This window comes from Phenylobacterium sp. (assembly GCF_020402505.1).
GTDB lineage: Bacteria > Pseudomonadota > Alphaproteobacteria > Caulobacterales > Caulobacteraceae > Phenylobacterium.
The window spans coordinates 1-18269 of record NZ_JADBZL010000176.1 but is presented as its reverse complement, the minus strand read 5'-3'; the positions used below and the strand labels follow the sequence as shown (position 1 = coordinate 18269).

Here is an 18269-nt window from a genome sequence, read left to right as displayed (position 1 = left end):
GACCATCTTGGTCAGCTGGCCGGCGCCGGGCCCGCCCATCAGGCGGATGGCGCGGGCGTAAGCGGCGATCACCGGCTCGACCCGGGCGAAGGCGTCGGGATCGCCGCCGCACATGACGGTGAGCCGACCGGCCTCGGCCCCCGCCTGCCCGCCGGAGACCGGGGCGTCGAGGAAGCTGCAGCCGGAGGCGGCGGCCAGGGCGGCCATGTCGCGCGCCAGCACGGCGGAGGTGGTGGTGTGGTCGACGATGACGCCGCCGGGGGCCAGGGCGGGCAGGATCTGGGGGACCAGGCCGCGCACGTCGGGATCGGCGCCGACGCACAGGGCGACCAGCTGGGCGCCCTGCGCCGCCGCCCCGGGGCTGTCGCAGGCGGTTCCGGCGTGCTGCTCCGCCCAGCGGCGGGCCTTGTCCGGGCTGCGGTTGAAGACCCGCACCCCATGCCCGGCCGCAGCCAGGTGGCCGGCCATGGGAAAGCCCATGACGCCCAGGCCAATGAATGCTAGCCGCATGCGCCCCTCCATCCTAAACTGCATCTTAACCCTCGCCGTGGCAGGGCGTGGGATCTCTTTCACCCGGACACCGTCATGGCAGCCAACGATCGGCCCATTCTGATCAAGAAGGTCAAGAAGGTTTCGGGCGGCGGCCACCATGGCGGCGCCTGGAAGGTGGCCTATGCGGACTTCGTGACCGCCATGATGGCCTTCTTCCTCCTGATGTGGCTGATCAACACCACCACGCCGGAACAGAAGCGCGGCATCGCCCAGTACTTCGCCCCGGCGGCGGTGTCGGACTCCGCCTCCGGCGCCGGCGGCATTCTGGGCGGGACGGCCCTGGACAGCAACGGCGCCATGTCCGCCGGATCCACCAACATCATGCAGCTGATGGCGCCGGACATCCGCAATCCCCAGGATGGCCCGAGCGCGGCGGCCTCGGTCTCCGACACCCTGGACACCGCGCGGCGGAACCGCGAGGAGGCCGAGTTCGAATCCGCCGCCCAGTCTTTGAAGCAGGCGCTGCAATCCATGCCCGAGCTGGCCGAGCTGTCGAAGAACATCATCGTCGACAAGACGCCGGAGGGCCTGCGGATCCAGCTGATCGACCAGGAGGGGCGCTCGCTCTTCGCCGAGGGCTCGGCGGTTCCCAATGAGCGGGCGCGGGTGCTGCTGCGGGCCATCACCAAGACCCTGAACCAGTTGCCGAACCGCATCTCCATCTCCGGCCACACCTCCGCCGACTGGCGCGGCGGCGAGGTGGACAGCGACTGGGCGCTCTCGTCTGCGCGCGCCGACGCCTCGCGCCGGGTGCTGCAGGCCGCGGGCATCGCCAAGGACCGGGTCTACCAGGTCTCGGGCAAGGCCAATTCCGAGCCCCTCTATCCGGACGATCCCAGCCTGCCGGGCAACCGGCGCATCGCCATCGTGCTGCTGCGCGAGGCGCCCGTCCTGCCGCCGAACCCGGCCTTCTGACCCGGCGCGTGGAGAGCCTTGCGCGCAGCGGGCGGTTCGGGGTCTAGTCAGGCCCGTGACCCAGCACTTTCCCACGCGACAGATCCGCTTCTATCTGACGGCGCCGGCGCCCTGCCCTTACCTGCCCGACCGGCTGGAGCGAAAGGTCTTCGCCCACCTGCCCCTCTCCGAGGGGGAGGTCGTGAACGACAGCCTGACCCAGAGCGGCTTCCGCCGGTCGCAGAACATCGCCTACCGCCCGGCCTGCGAGACCTGCGCGGCGTGCGTCTCGGTGCGGATCCCGGCGAAGGACTACGTGCTGTCGCGCTCGGACCGCCGGACCCTGAGCCGCAACGCCGACCTCAAGCGCAGCCTGGTGGAGGCCGAGGCGACCCTGGAGCAGTTCGAGCTCCTGCGGCGCTATCTGAAGGCGCGTCACGCTGACGGCGGCATGACCGACATGGGCTGGCCGGACTTCGTGGCCATGGTCGAGGACACTCCCGTCCGAAGCCACATGATCGAGTACCGGCTGGCCTCACCCGCCGGCGAGCCGGGAGACCTCGTCGCCTGCACCCTCGTGGACCTGCTCGGCGACGGCCTCTCCCTGGTCTATTCGTTTTACGATCCGGACCTGCCCCGTCGCAGCCTGGGCCGGTTCATGATCCTCGACCATCTGGCCCAGGCCCGGATGACCGGCATGCCCTTCGTCTATCTGGGCTATTGGGTGAAGGGGTCCGAGAAGATGGACTACAAGGCCCGGTTCCAGCCCCTGGAGGCCCTGGGCCCCTCCGGCTGGCGCCTGCTGAGCGCGCGGGACCTCGGGGCCGCGCCGGAATAATTCCTCCACAGGACGTCCACATGGGGTCGCGCCCCATCCCCGCTCCTCTCGACCCGGGGGCGTCGACCCCGGCCGGCGAAACGGGCTACCAGCAGGCCATGAAGCAGGCCCTGCTCGATTTCTGGAACCCGCTGTTCTCGGCCCGGGGCGAATTCATCGCCGGCGCCGCCAACGCCGAGGCCCGCAGCCGCCTCGCCGACTGGCCGGACTGGCACGGGAACTGCCTCGTCCTCGTCGGGCCGGAGGGCTGCGGCAAGAGCCGGCTTGCGGAGGACTGGGCGGCGCGCACGGGCGCGCGGCGGCTGGACCCTCTGCGGCCGGACGCCGCCGCCGTCCGGGCCGGGCCGGTCCTTTTGGAGGATGTCGACCAGGGGTTCTGCGCCGAGGGCCTGTTTCACCTCGTGAACCTCGCGCCCCTGGGCGGGGGGGTCCTGATGACCGCCCGGTCCCGGCCCGCCGCCTGGCCCGCGCAGGTGCCGGACCTGCGCTCCCGCCTGAACGCCCTGCCCGTCGCCCATGTCGAGGCGCCGGACGACGAGATTCTGCTGGGCGTGCTTGAAGACTTCCTCCGCGCCAGGGGAATCCGCCCCGCCCCGGACCTTGCGCCCTACCTCGTCCTTCGCATCGACCGCTCGGTGACGGCGGCCCGGGATGTCGTGGAGCGGCTGCACGAGGCCTCCGCACGGGCCCACCGGCCCGTCACCCGCGCCCTCGCCCGGGAGATCCTGGAGGACGAGACGGAAAATCTTGATCTTTTCGACCCCTGACTTGGGACCGTCACAGACTTGGCCCATCTGTTCGCGGATGCTACCGATCCCGGGAACGAGCTCCGCCAGATGACCCCCGCCGCCAAAGCCCAGGCCGTCCCGCCCAAGTCCACCGCCTCCCTGAGCATGGACCTGATGCGCTCGCCGGACCGGTTCTTCAACCGGGAGTTGTCCTGGCTGGCCTTCAACCGCCGGGTCCTGGCCGAAAGCCGCAACCCCCGGCATCCGCTCCTGGAGCGTCTGCGCTTCCTGTCGATCTCGGCCAACAATCTCGACGAGTTCTACATGGTGCGCGTCGCCGGACTGAAGGCTCAGGTGCGGGAGGGCGTCCGCTCCCTGAGCCAGGACGGTCTGACGCCTGCCGAGCAGCTGGACCGGATCAACGCCGAGGCCGAGGACCTCATGGCCGACCAGCAGGCCCAATGGCGCGACCTCTCCGGCGAACTTTCGGCCCATGGGCTGACCCTCGTGTCAAAGGCCGATCTCTCGGCTGAGGATCAGGCGGCGTTGGAAGAGGCTTTCCAGACCCGGCTGTTTCCGATCCTGACCCCCCTGGCCATTGACCCGGCCCATCCCTTTCCCTTCATCCCCAACCTCGCCTTCTCCCTCGTCTTCAAGCTGCGCCTGAAGTCGGAGCGGCGCACGCTTTACGCCCTGGTCCCCATCCCGGCCCAGGTGGCCCGGTTCTGGGAGTTGCCGGCCCAGTCGAGCGGGCGCCGGCGCGCCGAGCGGCGGTTCGTCAATCTGGAAAGCCTCGTGGCGCTCTTCGTCGACCGGTTGTTCCCGGGATCGAAGGTCGAGGCGAGCGGCGTTTTCCGCCTGATCCGGGACTCCGACGTCGAGTTCGAGGAAGAGGCGGAGGACCTGGTCCGCGAGTTCGAGGAGCGCCTGAAGCAGCGGCGGCTGGGGTCCGTGGTGCGGGTGGAGATCGAGGCCGCCATGCCCCGGGACCTGCAGGATTTCATCTGCTCCAACCTGCACGCCCGGCGCGAGGACATCATCCGTATCGAGGGACTGCTGGGCCTGGACGAGCTGTCCCAGCTGATCCCGCCGAACCGGCCGGAGCTGAAGTTCCGCGCCTTCGAGCCGCGTTTCCCGGAACGTATCCGCGACCATGCGGGGGACTGCTTTGCCGCCATCCGGGAGAAGGACATCCTTGTCCATCACCCGTTCGAGAGCTTCGATGTGGTGGTGCAGTTCCTGCGCCAGGCGGCCCGGGACCCGCACGTCCTGGCCATCAAGCAGACCCTTTACCGCACCTCTCAGGACAGCCCCATCGTGGCGGCGCTGATCGAGGCGGCCGAGAACGGCAAGAACGTCACGGCCCTGGTGGAAATCAAGGCCAGGTTTGACGAGGAGGCCAACCTCAAATGGGCCCGGGACCTTGAGCGCGCCGGCGTCCACGTGGTCTTCGGCTTCGTGGAGTACAAGACCCACGCCAAGCTCTCGATGGTGGTGCGTCGAGAGGGCGACCAGTTACGCACCTATTGTCACTTCGGGACCGGAAACTACCACCCGCAGACGGCGCGCATCTATACCGACCTGTCCCTTTTCACGTCGGACCCGGCCCTCGGCCGCGATTCTGCACGGCTGTTCAACTACATCACCGGCTATGCCCGACCGCAGCGAATGGAGAAGCTGTCCTTCTCACCGCTGACCATGAAGTCGGATCTCCTGCGCTTGATCGGCAGTGAGGCGGACAGAGCGCGGGCCGGCCAGCCCGCCGCCATCTGGGCCAAGCTCAACTCCCTGGTCGATCCCGAGATCATCGACGCCCTCTACGGGGCCAGCCAGTCGGGGGTCGACATCCAGCTGGTCATTCGCGGCATCTGCTGCCTTCGCCCCGGCGTCCCGGGCCTGTCCGAGAACATCCGGGTCAAGTCGATCGTCGGCCGGTTCCTCGAGCACTCGCGGATCGTCGCCTTCGCCAACGGTTCACCCATGCCCTCGGACGAGGCTCGGGTCTTCATCTCCTCGGCGGACTGGATGCCCCGAAACCTGGATCGGCGGGTCGAAGCGATGACCCCGGTGGAGAACCCGACGGTCCACCAGCAGGTGCTCCAGCAGATCCTGATGGCCAATATCCGGGATCAGGCGCAAAGCTGGACGTTGGACGCCTCCGGCGGGTATAGCCGGGATCCCGCCTGGGATCACCCGGGAGCCTTTTCGGCGCACGAGTACTTCATGAACAATCCCAGCCTTTCAGGTCGCGGACAGAAGGTGAAGGACCTGCCCAGCGCAATCGACCATGTGGCGACTCGCACCTAGCCGCGCCTCGCCTGTAGCGGAGCCGGATGTCGCGGAGACCCGGCACGCTGCGGTGATCGATATCGGGTCGAACTCGATTCGACTCGTCGTCTATCGCCTCGAAGGCCGGGCGATCTGGACGGTTTACAACGAGAAGGCTCTGGCGGGCCTGGGCCGCGACCTCCAGACCACGGGGCGCCTCTCGCCCGAGGGGGTCGAGATCGCCATGGACGCCCTGCGGCGCTTCCGTGTTCTTCTTCAGGGCTGGACCAGCCGCGAGACCTTCGTCGTCGCCACGGCCGCCGTCCGGCAGGCGAGAGATAGCCGCAACTTCCTCCGGGCCGTCGAAGAGGAAACCGGGATCTCCGTTCGCGTCCTCTCCGGGGAGGAGGAAGCCAGGTACGGCGCCCTCGGCGTCCTGGCGGGTCAGGCCGACGCCGCCGGTGTCACGGGCGATCTGGGCGGCTCTAGCCTTGAGCTTGTCCGACTTGACGACCCTGGCCAGGGAGTGAGCCTTCCCCTGGGCCCCCTGTCGCTCGGCGCGCCTCGCCCGCTCGACGCCGACCGGGTGAGACGCTCGGTGATGCGGGCGATCCGCCCCCATGCTGCGCGCCTGTCGACCCGCGAGTTCCACGCCGTCGGCGGCGCCTGGCGCAACCTCGCCCTTCTGCACATGGAGCTGGACGGCTATCCCCTGCATATCGCCCACCAGTACGAGATCCGCAGAACCGACCTGCTCGATCTCTGCCGGTTCGTCGCCCGGCAGTCCCGGACCTCCCTCGAGGGTATCCAGGGTCTGTCCCGGAAGCGGTTCGACACCCTCCCCTATGCGGCCGTGGTCCTCTCCGAGGTGGTCCAGGCCCTGGAGGTCCAGCGCGTCATCATCTCGGCCTTCGGCCTCCGCGAGGGGCTCCTGCTGGAGTCCATGCGGGAGGACATCCGCGCCCTGGATCCCCTGGTGAGCGGTTGCGAGGCCCTGGTCGCCCAGCGTGGCCTGACCTCCGGCCTGGGACCGGCAGTGGAAGCCTTCATCGAGCCGGTCTTCTCGCAGCTACCCCCTTGCTTCGGCCCCCGAGAGCCGACCCTCCTGGCCGCCGCCTGCCGGCTGGCCGACCTCGGCGCGCGGCTGCACCCGGACCACCGGGCCGACCTGGCCTTCGAGAAGGCCCTCCGGGCGCCGATCGCAGGCATGAACCACGCGGAAAGGGCCTTCCTGGCCTGCGTGGTCTACTCGCGTCACGACTCCGGCGTCGCGACTCCGGAGCCGGAGGTGATCGCCCGGCTGCTGACAACGGAGCGCCGGGCCCGGGCCAGGGCCCTTGGCGCGGCGATCCGGCTCGGTTGCGATCTCGCCGGAAGAAACGTGGAGGTGCTGCGGCATGCCTCCCTGAGCCTGGACAATGACCGGCTGCGGTTGGCGGCGGAACCCGGCTGGGAAGACATGCTCCTCGGCGAACAGACGGCCAAACGGGCTCTGACGCTGGCGCAGGCGCTCAAGATTCGTCTTCAGATGGGATGAACTGCGCGTGATCCAGATCCTCATGTCCGAGGCCTCCCATCTCCGGATCCGGGACCGGATCGCCCACCTGGCCCAAAGGCTTGAGATCGTGACGGTTCCGGAGGCGAACCGTTACGTCCGTGATGGCGTCGACATTCCAGCCGGCGACCTCGCGCCGGAGATCGTCTGGAACACCCAGGAAGCCTACATGTCAGGCCTCCTGCCAAGCCTGATGCGGGTTCTTCTGGACAGCCCCAGCGCGCGCTGGCTGCAGACATTCAACGCCGGCCTCGACCTGCCGATCTTCCGCCGCATCATGGAAAAGGGTGTCCGGATCACCAAGTCCTCGGCCCAGGGCGTGGTCATCGCCGAGTACGTCCTGGCGCACGCCCTGTCGCTGATCGTACCCATCGACGCCCAGCGTGATCTGCAGGCGCGCCGGGAGTGGGGTCGCACCCCATACCGGGAGGTCAGCCAGACCCGCTGGCTGCTGGTGGGATACGGCGCCATCGGCGAGCAGATCGCTCTGCGCGCCCGCGCCTTCGGGGTGGACCTGACGGTGGTCCGACGCGGATCAGAGGCGGGCCTGGCGCATCGCGTCCTGCCCCTGGCGCGGATCGCCGAAGCGCTTCCGGAGTCGGACGTCGTGGTCCTGGCCTGCGCCCTGACCGACGAGACCCGGAATCTCTGCAACGACGCCTTCTTCTCGGCCATGAAGCCGGGCGCCCTCCTCCTCAACATCGGCCGGGGCGGACTGGTCGACGAGGACGCCCTTCGCCGAGGTCTGGAGTCTCAGCGGCCGGCCCATGCGGTCCTCGACGTCTTCCAGACAGAGCCCCTGCCGGAGGACCACTGGATCTGGACCCACCCCCAGGTCCGGGTCAGCGCCCATACCTCCAACTCAGGGGATGGCGTTCAGCCGAGGGCCGATGCGCAGTTCATCGCCAACCTGGAGCGCTACCTCGGTGGAGAGCCGCTGATGAACGAGGCGGAACGCTCAGAAGTCGGCCTCGACTGAGGGTTCAGGTCCGGACGATCTCCGTGCCCACCGGGGCCAGGGAGATGATGGCCAGCTTCAGGTGCTGAAGGCCGAAGGGCGCATAGCTGAACCGCCCGATCCTGAAGGCCGCAAAGGCCCAGGGCGCGCCGACCACGGTGACCAGAAGAAGAAGCCCCGCCACCATCCAGAGCGTGCCGGCGATGAAGCCTCCCAGCACGAACCAGAGGATGTTGAGGACGAGGTTCATCCCTCGGGGACGGGCCTTGGCGCCCTTCGGACCTCAACCACCCGTACGCGCGAGCCATCGAGCACCAGCGCCAGCTCCCCGCGCTTGAGGCGCAGGGCGTCGGCGCCGAAGGCCTCCCGGCGCCATCCCGAAAGGGCGGGGGTGTCTGCGGCGTCATCCTGGGCGATCTGCTCCAGGTCGGACACCGTAGCGATCAGCTTGGACGCCACGCCCGCATCCTCGGCCCGCGCCTTGAGCAGCACCTTCAGCAGTTCGACCACGGCGCCGGCGGCCGGGTTGTGGGGCGACCGGGTCCTCTCGATCACGGGCGCAGAGGCCTCGGGATCCCGCAGAGCCTCACGGATCGTCTCGAGCAGCTCAGGGCCAAACCGGGAGCCTGCGAACCCCTTGGGAACAGACCGCAGACGCTCCATCTGTACGGCGTCGGTCGGGGCCTGACTGGCCAGCTCATCGATGGCGTCATCCTTGAGGATCCGGCTCCGGGGCTGGTCCCGCAGCTGTGCTGTGCGCTCGCGCCACTCGGCCACAGCTCGGTAGACGCTGAGGTATCGGGGGGTCTGCTTCCGCGGCTTCAGCCGTTTCCAGGCGTTCGCAGGGGAGACGTCATAGAGGGCCGGATCGCACAGCGACTTCATCTCGTCCGCCACCCAGGCGAGACGGCCCTCCGCTTCCAGCCGGGCGCGCAGGCGCGGGTAAAGGGCCGCAAGATGGGTCACGTCCGCGAGGGCATAGGTCAGTTGGTTGTCGGTCAGCGGCCGGCGCGCCCAGTCCGTGAAGCGGCTGGACTTGTCGAGTTCGATCTTCAGCATGTTGCGAACCAAAGCGTCGTAGGCGATCTGTTCGCCATAGCCCGCCGCCATGGCCGCCACCTGGGTATCAAAAAGAGACGCCGGCATCGCGTTGAGAATATTGAAAATTTCAACATCCTGACGGGCGGCGTGGAAGACCTTCACAATGGAGGCGTCTCGCAGAAGTCCGAGAAAAGGCTCCAGGTCCAGTCCTTCCGCCAGCGGATCAATCACGGCCTCGGCGTCCGGGGTTGCGGCCTGGATCAGGCAGAGCCGGGGCCAGTAGGTCGTCTCGCGGATGAACTCGGTGTCCACGGCGACGAAGGCCTGGCCCCGGACCTTGGCGCAGAAAGTCTCAAGCTCGGCGGTGGTCGTGATGGGGGTCATGGGCTAGCTATACGCCGTCGCGGGGCCGAGTCTGCAAGCCCGGTGGGGACTTTATCGAAAGGTTCAGTGATGAGCGAGCGTCCGAATGGCCTTACCTACGCCCAGGCGGGCGTGGACATTGACGCCGGCGCCGCCCTTGTGGACCGCATCAAACCCCTCGCCCGCGCGACCCGCCGGCCGGGCGCCGACGGGTCTCTGGGGGGCTTCGGGGCCCTGTTCGACCTCAAGGCCGCAGGGTTCACCGATCCCCTGCTCGTGTCCACCACCGACGGCGTTGGGACCAAGCTCAAGATCGCTATCGAGACTGGCCAGCACGATACGGTCGGCATCGACCTGGTGGCCATGTGCGTCAACGATCTCCTGGCCCAGGGCGCCGAGCCGCTGATCTTCCTGGACTATTTCGCCACTGGGAGGTTGGACGTGGAGGCTGCGGCCCGGGTCGTCGGAGGGATCGCGGAGGGCTGCCGGCAGGCCGGGTGCGCCCTCGCAGGGGGCGAGACCGCGGAGATGCCGGGCATGTATGCGGCCGGCGACTACGACCTGGCGGGCTTTTCCCTCGGCGCGGTGGAGCGCGGGGCGGTCCTGCCCCGGCTGGGCGACCAGAAGGCCGGCGACGTCATCATCGGTCTGGCGTCCTCGGGTCCGCACTCCAACGGCTACTCCCTGATCCGGCGGATCGTGGAGCGCAGCGGCCTCGACTGGAGCGCCGCCTCGCCCTTCTCGGACGAGGAGACTCTGGCCTCGGCCCTGATGCGCCCGACGCGCATCTATGTCCGCCAGGTCCTGCCGCAGATTCGCGCCGGCCGGATCAGCGCCTGCGCCCACATCACCGGCGGCGGCCTGATCGAAAACCCGCCTCGGGTGATTGCCGAGGGCCTGCAGGCCCGGTTCGACTGGCACGCCTGGACCCCGCCGCCGGTCTTCGCCTGGCTGCAGGAGGCCGGGGGCGTCGCCGACGCCGAGATGAGACGGACCTTCAACTGCGGGGTCGGCCTGATCCTGACGGTTCGGCCCGAAGACGCCGGCGAGGTCCTGGCCAGCCTGATCGAGGCCGGCGAGGACGCCTTTGTCTGCGGCGAACTGGCTGTCGCCTGACCTCAGACCCCACGGAAGACCGCCGGCCGCTTTTGGTTGAAGGCCGCGACGCCTTCACGCCGGTCATCGGTGGTGAAGAGGCGGTTGTACTCCGACAGCTCCAGATCCATGGCCTCCGCAAGGGGCAGGACAGCGCCGGTCCGAACGACCGCCTTCACCGCCCGGATCGACAGGGGCGCCTTGGAGGCGATCAGGACCGCGCGCGCCACCAGGTCGGCCACCAGGGTCTCGTTCGGCCGCACGGCGTTGACCAGGCCGATGGACAGGGCCTCCGCGGCATCGACCGGCAGTCCACTCATCAGCATCTCCGAGGCCCGTCGCTCACCGACGGCGCGGGTGAGCAGCTGGGTTCCCCCCAGGCCCGGGATGATCCCCAGTCCGGCTTCCGGCAGGCCCATACGGGCGCTCTCGCCCGCCCAGGCGAAGTCGCAGGCCAGGGCCATCTCGGCCCCCCCGCCCATGGCCGCGCCGTTCACCGCCGCCAGGATCGGAAATGGACAGGCCAGCTGGGCGCGGATCATGTCCTCGAACAGCTTGTGCTGCTCGGCCCAGGCCTGGTCTGTCATGCCGTCCCGCTCCTTCAGGTCGGCGCCGGCGCAGAAGAAGCGGCCCTCGCCGGTGAGCACGGCGGCGCGGATGGAGGCGTCGGCGGCAAGCCGGGTCCAGAGGTCCAGGAGCTCCCGTCCCATGACCGTCGACAGGGCGTTGGCGGCCTCGGGGCGGTTCAGGGTCACCAGGACCACGCCGGGCGCGGCCTCCTGGACGCGGATCGTCGCGTAATCGCTCATCTGCCCTCCGGTCCGGCGACGACGCCGTCATCATGAAGCTTGCCGATCTGCGCCGAGGACAGGCCGAGGACTGTGGAGAGCACCTCATCGGTGTGCTGGCCCAGGCGGGCGGCGGGACGGGCGGGCTGGCGCTCGTCCTGCGGCACGGTCCCGGCGAAGCCGGCGGCGGGATAGGTCTCGCCCGACGGATGGGTCAGGGTCGAGAAGACCGGATTGCCGGCGAACAGGCGCGGGTCGTTCGCCGCCTGTGACAGGGTCTGGTAGGGCCCCCAGCAGACGCCCAGCTGCTCGAAGGCCGGGACCAGGTCCGCCAGCTTCCGCCGGGCCATGGCGGCGTCGAAGATCGGGACCAGGCGGTCGCGGTGGGTGAAGCGCAGGCCCTCGTCCCGGGCGAAGTCGACGCCCAGCTCGGCCTCCAGGGCCTGCACCGCCTCGACAATGCCCAGCAGGGGCTGGATGCCCGACCACTGGCGCGGCGTGATCGCCACCAGCATGATCCGGACGCCGTCGGCGGTGGTGAAGTCACGCCCGAAGGCGCCGAAGATGTCGTTGCCGACCCGGGGCCGGTCGCCCTCCCCCAGGGTCGCCTCGGCCAGCATGCCGAGGTTGGCCAGGCTGGCCGCGGCGATGTCGGACAGCGGCAGGCGCACCTCGCGCCCCTTCCCATCCCGGCTGCGCGCCATGAGGGCCGAGACGAGGGAGAAGGCGGCATAGCCGCCGGTCAGGAGGTCCCAGGCCGGCAGGATGTGGTTCACGGGCCGGGGATCGTCCGCGTGGCCGGTGAACAGCGGCACGCCGACGGCGGCGTTGATGGTGTAGTCGACCCCCGGGCGGCCATCGGCCCAGCCCATGACCCGCACGCAGACCAGGTCCGGCCGCAGGGCCGAGAGGGCCTCGTAGGACAGGAAGCCCTGCACCGGGAAGTTGGTGACGAAGGCCCCGGCGTTGTCGCCCGGGGCGGTCGCGAGTTCCTGGGCCAGGCGACGCCCCTCGGGGCGGGACAGGTCGATGGCGATGGACTTCTTCGACTTGTTCAGCCCCTCCCAGTAGAAGCTGTCGCCGCCCCGGCTCAGGGGCCAGCGGTTGAAGTCAGGCCCGCCCCCGATGTTGTCGAACCGGATGACCTCGGCGCCCAGCTGGGCGAGGTAGAGGCCGCAGGTCGGTCCGGCGACGAAGGCCGAGCCCTCGACGACGCGCAGTCCCTTCAGGAGATCGTACATCAGAAGCTCTTGGGCAGGCCCAGCACATGGTTGCCCACATGGCTGAGGATGAGGTTGGTGGAGATCGGGGCCACCTGGTAGAGGCGGGTCTCCCGGAACTTTCGCTCGATGTCGTACTCCTCGGCGAAGCCGAAGCCGCCGTGCACCTGGAGGCAGGTATCGGCGGCGAACCAGGAGGCCTCGGAGGCCAGCATCTTGGCCATATTGGCCTCGGTCCCGCAGGGCTGTCCGTCATCAAACAGGTCAGCGGCGTGGCGCACCATCAGGTCGGCGGCGCTGGTCTGGACGTGGGCCCGGGCGATGGGGAACTGGACACCCTGATTCTGGCCGATGGGACGGCCGAAGACCTCCCGCTCGCGGGCGTAGGCGCTGGCCCGGTCGATGAAGAACTTGGCGTCGCCGATGCATTCCGAAGCGATCAGGATCCGCTCGGCGTTCATGCCGTCGAGGATGTACCGGAACCCCTGCCCCTCCTCGCCGATCAGACTCTCGACCGGAACCCGCAGGTCATCGAAGAAGAGCTCGGTCGACGCATGGTTCAGCATGGTGCGGATCGGCCGGATGGTCAGGCCATTGCCCACCGCCTGCCGCATGTCCACGAGGAGGACGCTCATGCCGTCGCTGGGACGGGCCGCGTCCTCGCGCGTTGTCGTTCGGCACAAGAGGACCATCAGATCGGAATGCTCCGCCCGGCTGATCCAGATCTTCTGGCCGCGCACGATGTAGTGGTCGCCGTCGCGCCGGGCGAAGGTGGTGATGCGGGTGGTGTCCGTCCCCGCCCCCGGCTCGGTGACCCCAAAGGCCTGGAGCCGAAGCTCGCCGGAGGCGATGGCGGGCAGGTAGGCCCGCTTCTGGGCTTCGCTGCCGTGCTTCAGCAGGGTGCCCATGGTGTACATCTGGGCATGGCTGGCGCCGCCGTTGCAGCCCGAGCGATGCACCTCTTCCAGGACAGCGATGGCCGCCCCAAGGCCGAGCCCCGACCCCCCGTAGGCCTCGGGAATCAGGACCGACAGGAAGCCGGACTCAGTCAGCGCCCGGACGAACTCGCCCGGATAGGCGCGATCACGGTCCTTTTCGCGCCAGTATTCGCCGGGAAAGCCGGCGCAAAGGCGACGGACCGCCTCGCGGATTTCAGGAAAGGTCTCGGCGTTCGGCACGGCGCGTCCCCCAAGGATGACCGTCGCCGTGCTAGCGCACCCGGAAGGTCAGGCAAAGGGGCGGCGAACCGCCCCCGCCTTCGTGCACCATCGTCAGCCGACGATATCGGCCTCGCTGAAGAACTGGGCGATCTCGATCGCAGCGTTCTCAAGGCTGTCAGACCCGTGGACCGAGTTCTCGCCGACGTTCAGGGCGAAGAGCTTGCGGATGGTGCCCTCTGCGGCCTGGTCAGGGTTGGTGGCGCCCATGACTTCGCGATAGCGGGCCACGGCGTTCTCGCCCTCCAGGACCTGCACCACGACGGGCGCAGACGTCATCGTGGCGACAAGTTCGCCATAGAAGGGACGCTCCTTGTGGACCTCATAGAACCGCTTGGCCTGGCCGTCGGTCATGTGGATGCGGCGCTGGGCGATGATGCGCAGGCCAGCGCCCTCGATCACGGCGTTGATCTTGCCGGTCAGGTTCCGCTTGGTGGCGTCCGGCTTGATGATCGAGAAGGTGCGTTGGGTCATGTGAGCCTGTTCTGGGAAGGGGTGACCGACCGTCAGGGCCGGAAAGGTGCGGGCTTATAGCCGCAGCCTCGCCGCTCGCCAACACCGCTCGGGAAGGACCGGGCGACGCGGCCGAACGGCTCTGATAGAGAGCCTGCCGTCATGCTTCAGATCCGCGACCTCACACACGACGCCTGGGGCCGTCGATTCCTCGATCGGGCCAGCGTCAGCATCCCCCCGGGCGCCAAGGTCGGGCTTGTCGGGCGGAACGGCGTCGGCAAGTCCACCCTGTTCGGGCTGATCCGCGACCAGGCCCGGGCCGGTGACGGCGAGATCAGCCTGCCCCGGGGCGCGCGTCTGGCTGCGGTCGACCAGGAACACCCCGCCACACCCGTCTCGCTGATCGACACCATCCTGGCGGCGGACGAGGAGCGGGCGAGCCTTCTGGCGCGGCTGGAGACCGCGCCGCCAGAGGAGATCGGCGACATCTACGGGCGCCTGGCCGAGATCGGCGCCGACCGCGCGCCCTCTCGGGCGGCTGAAATCCTTTCGGGCCTCGGCTTCGCCCCTTCGGACCTGCAACGGCCCATGGCGGAGTTCTCCGGGGGCTGGCGGATGCGGGTGGCCCTGGCGGCGGCCCTCTTCGCCGAACCGGACATCCTCCTGCTGGACGAGCCGACCAACTACCTGGACCTCGAGGGCGCCATGTGGCTCGAGGCCCGGCTACGGAAGTACCCGCACACGGCCCTGATCATCAGCCACGACCGGGACATCCTGAACCGCTCTGTGGACCACATCCTGCACATGCATGACGCCCGCCTGGACCTCTATCCCGGCGGCTATGACGACTTCGAGCGCCAGCGGGAGGAACGCGCCCGGGTCGAGGACGCCATGCGCCAGAAGGTAGAGGCCCAGCGGGCCCATTTGCAGTCCTTCGTCGACCGGTTCCGGGCCAAGGCCAGCAAGGCGGTGCAGGCCCAGTCGCGCCTGAAGATGATCGCCCGCCTGCCGCCGGTTTCCGCGGCGGCGCGGGAGCACACCTCTCCCTTCCTCCTGCCGTCGCCCGAAAAGCCCCTCGCCCCGCCCCTCCTGAGGCTGGAGCAGGCCGCCGTGGGATATGAGCCGGGCAGACCCGTGCTGAAGGGACTCAACCTGCGCCTCGACCTCGACGACCGGATCGGCCTCCTCGGGGTGAACGGCGCCGGCAAGTCGACCTTCGCCCGCCTAGTCGCCGGTGACCTGGCGGCCGAGGGCGGAGAGGTCTGGCGAGACCGGCGGCTCAAGGTCGGCTGGTTCCACCAGCACCAGATCGAGGCCCTGGACCCGACCGAGACTCCCCTGGACATCCTGCGCCGCCGGTTGCCGGAGGCGTCCGAAGCCTCCCGCCGCAGCCGCCTGGCCCAGTGGGGACTGGGTGTCGACAAGGTCGAGACGACGGCGGCCAACCTCTCCGGCGGCGAGCGCGCGCGTCTCCTCCTGAACCTGGTGGCCATGGAGGCCCCTCACCTCCTGATCCTCGACGAGCCGACCAATCACCTCGACATCGACAGCCGCCGGGCCCTGCTGGACGCCCTGAACGACTATGAGGGGGCGGTCATCCTGATCACTCACGACCGGTCTCTCATGGAGCTGGTCGCAGACCGGCTCTGGCTGGCCGAGGATGGTTCGGTCCGCCCCTTCGACGGGGACGTCGAGGCCTACGCGCGCCGGGTCGTGGAACGGGCCCGGCAGGCGGCCCGGGAGACGGACTCCCGCCCTGCCGCGCAGGAACCCTCCCCTGCCCCGTCACCACCCGAGCCTGCCCCGCGAAGCCGTCCACCTACCGGCAACGCCCGTCGCAGGGTCGAGGCGACGGAGGGGGCCATGGAGCGCGCCACCGCCCGCCTTGCAGAGATCGACGCCGCCCTGGCGGACCCGGCGACCTTCTCAGGCGATCCGCGCCGCGCCGCCGAGCTGGGACGGGCGCGGACCGAAGCTCAGGCGACCCTGGACGCCGCCGAACAGGCCTGGCTGGAGGCGGTGGAGGCGTTCGAAGCCCTGAAGGCCTAACCGCAGGCCAGGCGCTCGATCACCCCCGTGTCGGCGTCGTAGTAGATGTTGAGGCGGCGGGGATTGTAGTCCTGGGCCTGGACGCAGCGGGTGCAGGTCACGCGTCGGAGCTCGGGGTTCACCGGGACCGGGATGGCGGACCGCGGCTGTCCGACCAGACCCTTCACCGCCCTCAATCCGCAGGTGTCTGGCGGCTCCACCCTGGGCTTCGGCGCGGTCGACGGAGGTGCGTTCACCGGCGCAGGGGGCGGCGTCGAGGGGGCGGCGCAGCCCGCCAGCACGGCCAGGCTGGCCGCCAGCGCAAGGGCCTGTAGCGCGACCTTCACGAGACCTTCTCCCAGCCCGTCTCGCCTTGGCGCCAGTAGGCGGCGGAGACGCCGGCGTCACGGAACCGGCGCCATTGCGCCCGCGCCGCCTGGAGGGCCGCCTCGTCCTTCCCGTCAAACAGGACAGAGCAGCGCTGGAACCCGGCAAGGTCTTCCACCTCTGCGCCGTCCACGAGAAAGAGAGCCTCAGCCTGGTTGGGATTACCGGCTTGCGCAGTCAGCACCACCGGGTCCGCAGGGCTCCCGCCCGGGTCGGCGGCGTGCGGCAGGAAGCTGTCGTCGCGATAGCTCCAGAGCCAGCCGTCGAGGTGTTCGATGCGCTCGGCGGATGTCGCCCGGATCAGGGCGCGCCAGCCCTTCTGAAGCGTCCGCTCCAGGAGGGTCGGCAGGACCTGATCCAGGCCCTGGCGCTCCAGGTGGTAGAACCAGACCTCGCAGGCCGTCATGCGCGGTCTTCGTAATGGTCCTCGACCAGCCGGTTCAGGAGGCGCACGCCGAAGCCCGTGGCGCCCTCGGGAATGGTCGGGACGGAGGAAGGCTTCTTCCAGGCCGTGTTCGCGATGTCGAGATGAGCCCAGGGCAGACCGTTGACGAAGCGCTGGATGAACAGGGCGGCGGTGATGGAGCCCCCCGGCCGTCCGCCGGTGTTCTTCATGTCGGCGATGACGCTGTCGATCTGCTTGTCATAGGCCTTCGGCAAGGGCATCCGCCACAGGGGCTCTTCCTCGCTCTTCGAGGCCGACAAGAGGTTCTCCGCCAACTCGTCATTGTTGGAGAAAAGCCCCGCATAGTCATTGCCCAGCGAGATGATGATCGCGCCGGTCAGGGTGGCCAGGTCGATCATGAACCGCGGCTTGAAGCGGTCCTGACAATACCAGACCGCGTCGGCCAGCACGAGGCGGCCCTCGGCGTCGGTGTTGATGATCTCGATGGTCTGGCCGGACATGGAGGTGACGACGTCGCCGGGGCGCTGGGCGTTGCCGTCGGGCATATTCTCCACAAGGCCGAGGATGCCGACGGCGTTGACCTTGGCCTTGCGGCCGGCCAGCACATGCATGACGCCGGCCACGGCGGCGGCGCCGCCCATGTCCCACTTCATATCCTCCATGCCGTCGGCAGGCTTGAGGCTGATGCCGCCGGTATCGAAGCAGACCCCCTTGCCGATGAAGGCTACAGGCTGGGCGGCGGAATCCGCAGCCCCGTTCCACCGCATCACGACCAGCTGGCTCTCCCGGACGCTGCCCTGGCCAACGCCAAGGAGCGAGCCCATGCCCAGCTGGCGCATCTCTTCCTCGCCGAGGATCTCCACGCTGAGCCCGAGGGCCTCCAGGGCCTTCACGCGCCTGGCGAACTCGACCGGATAGAGGACATTGGCGGGCTCCGAGACGAGATCCCGGGCGAAAACCACGGCGTCGGCCAGCGCCGAGAGCGCCGGCATGGCGGCGGATGCCGCCGCCGCATGCCCGGTCACCACCTGGGCGGCGGTCACCGAGGGCTTCTTGTCCGCAGGCTCCTTGGTCCGGTACTTGTCAAATCGATAGGCGGCCAGACGGAGGCCGAGGGCGGCGCGCGCGGCGAATTCGCCGGTATCCACTGCCGGAATCAGCCTCAGGGTCTCCAGCCCCCAGAGCTTGACGGCCCCGTAAGCGGCTGCGGCCGTCTGCTCGGCGGCCAGCGTGTCAAACTCCGCGGTCTTGCCGGCCCCGACGAGGATGACCCTGTCCGCGCCGCCGGAAACTTCCAGAACCTGGCCCCTGGCCCCCGTGAAGCGACTCGCCGCCACGGTCGCGGCGAAGGCCCCGCCGCGGATGCTGGACGCCTCACCCTCAGGAACGGCGATGGCCAGGACCGTCCTGGAGGCCAGTCCGGCGTCGGGCGAAACGAATTCGATCTGCATGGTTCTCCACTTCCTTTCGCCGGGCCG

At 69.2% G+C, this 18269-nt stretch carries 18 protein-coding genes; 8 read left to right on the top strand and 10 right to left on the bottom strand.

Annotated features, from left to right (window positions below):
* The coding region (locus IM632_RS12160; RefSeq protein ID WP_296552391.1) for an NAD(P)-dependent oxidoreductase at positions 1-510 on the bottom strand (510 nt) is incomplete at its 3' end.
* Positions 511-585: 75 nt separating this feature from the next.
* On the opposite strand from IM632_RS12160, the gene IM632_RS12155 reads away from it, so the two are divergent.
* The 6 genes from IM632_RS12155 (at position 586) to IM632_RS12130 (ending at position 7814) form a co-directional block, all read left to right on the top strand.
* A complete protein-coding gene (locus tag IM632_RS12155; protein WP_296481549.1) occupies positions 586-1467 on the top strand; it encodes a flagellar motor protein MotB in 882 nt (293 codons plus the stop codon).
* A gap of 55 nt (positions 1468-1522) precedes the next feature.
* Positions 1523-2284, top strand: coding sequence for an arginyltransferase (locus tag IM632_RS12150; RefSeq protein WP_296481546.1), 762 nt, complete (start codon positions 1523-1525; stop codon positions 2282-2284).
* A gap of 20 nt (positions 2285-2304) precedes the next feature.
* Positions 2305-3051, top strand: a complete 747-nt coding sequence (locus tag IM632_RS12145) for a chromosomal replication initiator DnaA (protein ID WP_296481543.1) — start codon at positions 2305-2307, stop codon at positions 3049-3051.
* A 69-nt stretch (positions 3052-3120) separates the two neighbouring features.
* A complete protein-coding gene (locus IM632_RS12140; RefSeq protein ID WP_296481541.1) occupies positions 3121-5319 on the top strand; it encodes an RNA degradosome polyphosphate kinase in 2199 nt (732 codons plus the stop codon).
* Positions 5300-6817 carry a Ppx/GppA phosphatase family protein gene (locus tag IM632_RS12135; protein WP_293528529.1) on the top strand — a complete coding sequence of 506 codons (1518 nt, stop codon included), beginning with the start codon at positions 5300-5302 and terminating at the stop codon, positions 6815-6817. The genes IM632_RS12140 and IM632_RS12135 overlap by 20 nt, the downstream gene beginning before the upstream one ends.
* A gap of 7 nt (positions 6818-6824) precedes the next feature.
* The gene (locus IM632_RS12130; protein ID WP_296481537.1) at positions 6825-7814 is read left to right on the top strand and encodes an NAD(P)-dependent oxidoreductase; all 990 of its coding nucleotides are present in this window, start codon (positions 6825-6827) and stop codon (positions 7812-7814) included.
* A 4-nt stretch (positions 7815-7818) separates the two neighbouring features.
* Here the strand turns inward: IM632_RS12130 and IM632_RS12125 are convergent, their stop codons facing one another.
* Together IM632_RS12125 and rnd are read right to left on the bottom strand one after the other, a co-directional pair.
* Positions 7819-8043: a YccF domain-containing protein gene (locus IM632_RS12125; protein ID WP_296481533.1), complete on the bottom strand. Its 225-nt coding sequence runs from the start codon at positions 8041-8043 to the stop codon at positions 7819-7821.
* Positions 8040-9218, bottom strand: coding sequence for a ribonuclease D (gene rnd, locus IM632_RS12120; protein WP_293513591.1), 1179 nt, complete (start codon positions 9216-9218; stop codon positions 8040-8042). The genes IM632_RS12125 and rnd overlap by 4 nt, the downstream gene beginning before the upstream one ends.
* 69 nt (positions 9219-9287) lie before the next feature.
* On the opposite strand from rnd, the gene purM reads away from it, so the two are divergent.
* The gene (purM, locus tag IM632_RS12115; RefSeq protein ID WP_296481530.1) at positions 9288-10313 is read left to right on the top strand and encodes a phosphoribosylformylglycinamidine cyclo-ligase; all 1026 of its coding nucleotides are present in this window, start codon (positions 9288-9290) and stop codon (positions 10311-10313) included.
* Between the two features lie 2 nt (positions 10314-10315).
* Here the strand turns inward: purM and IM632_RS12110 are convergent, their stop codons facing one another.
* The 4 genes from IM632_RS12110 to ndk form a co-directional block, all read right to left on the bottom strand.
* Positions 10316-11101, bottom strand: coding sequence for an enoyl-CoA hydratase-related protein (locus IM632_RS12110; protein ID WP_296481528.1), 786 nt, complete (start codon positions 11099-11101; stop codon positions 10316-10318).
* On the bottom strand, positions 11098-12321 hold the full coding sequence (locus tag IM632_RS12105) for a CoA transferase (RefSeq protein ID WP_296481525.1): 1224 nt from the start codon (positions 12319-12321) through the stop codon (positions 11098-11100). The genes IM632_RS12110 and IM632_RS12105 overlap by 4 nt, the downstream gene beginning before the upstream one ends.
* Positions 12321-13478 (bottom strand): acyl-CoA dehydrogenase family protein, encoded by a 1158-nt coding sequence (locus IM632_RS12100; RefSeq protein ID WP_296481523.1) that lies wholly within the window; start codon positions 13476-13478, stop codon positions 12321-12323. Before IM632_RS12100 ends, IM632_RS12105 begins: the two co-directional genes overlap by 1 nt.
* Positions 13479-13571: 93 nt before the next feature.
* Positions 13572-13991 carry a nucleoside-diphosphate kinase gene (ndk, locus tag IM632_RS12095; protein ID WP_296481520.1) on the bottom strand — a complete coding sequence of 140 codons (420 nt, stop codon included), beginning with the start codon at positions 13989-13991 and terminating at the stop codon, positions 13572-13574.
* 141 nt (positions 13992-14132) lie between these two features.
* On the opposite strand from ndk, the gene IM632_RS12090 reads away from it, so the two are divergent.
* On the top strand, positions 14133-16019 hold the full coding sequence (locus tag IM632_RS12090; protein ID WP_296503053.1) for an ABC-F family ATP-binding cassette domain-containing protein: 1887 nt from the start codon (positions 14133-14135) through the stop codon (positions 16017-16019).
* On the opposite strand, the gene IM632_RS12085 is transcribed toward IM632_RS12090, so the two are convergent.
* Genes IM632_RS12085 through IM632_RS12075 form a run of 3 tightly spaced genes read right to left on the bottom strand, consistent with a single transcriptional unit; the run spans position 16016 to position 18242 of the window.
* Positions 16016-16345 carry a peptidase inhibitor I78 gene (locus IM632_RS12085; protein ID WP_296481514.1) on the bottom strand — a complete coding sequence of 110 codons (330 nt, stop codon included), beginning with the start codon at positions 16343-16345 and terminating at the stop codon, positions 16016-16018. The two genes, IM632_RS12090 and IM632_RS12085, sit on opposite strands and share 4 nt — an antisense overlap.
* Positions 16342-16791, bottom strand: a complete 450-nt coding sequence (locus tag IM632_RS12080; RefSeq protein WP_293518876.1) for a DNA polymerase III subunit chi — start codon at positions 16789-16791, stop codon at positions 16342-16344. The genes IM632_RS12085 and IM632_RS12080 overlap by 4 nt, the downstream gene beginning before the upstream one ends.
* Positions 16788-18242, bottom strand: a complete 1455-nt coding sequence (locus IM632_RS12075) for a leucyl aminopeptidase (protein WP_296481508.1) — start codon at positions 18240-18242, stop codon at positions 16788-16790. The genes IM632_RS12080 and IM632_RS12075 overlap by 4 nt, the downstream gene beginning before the upstream one ends.
* Between the last annotated feature and the right edge of the window lie 27 nt (positions 18243-18269).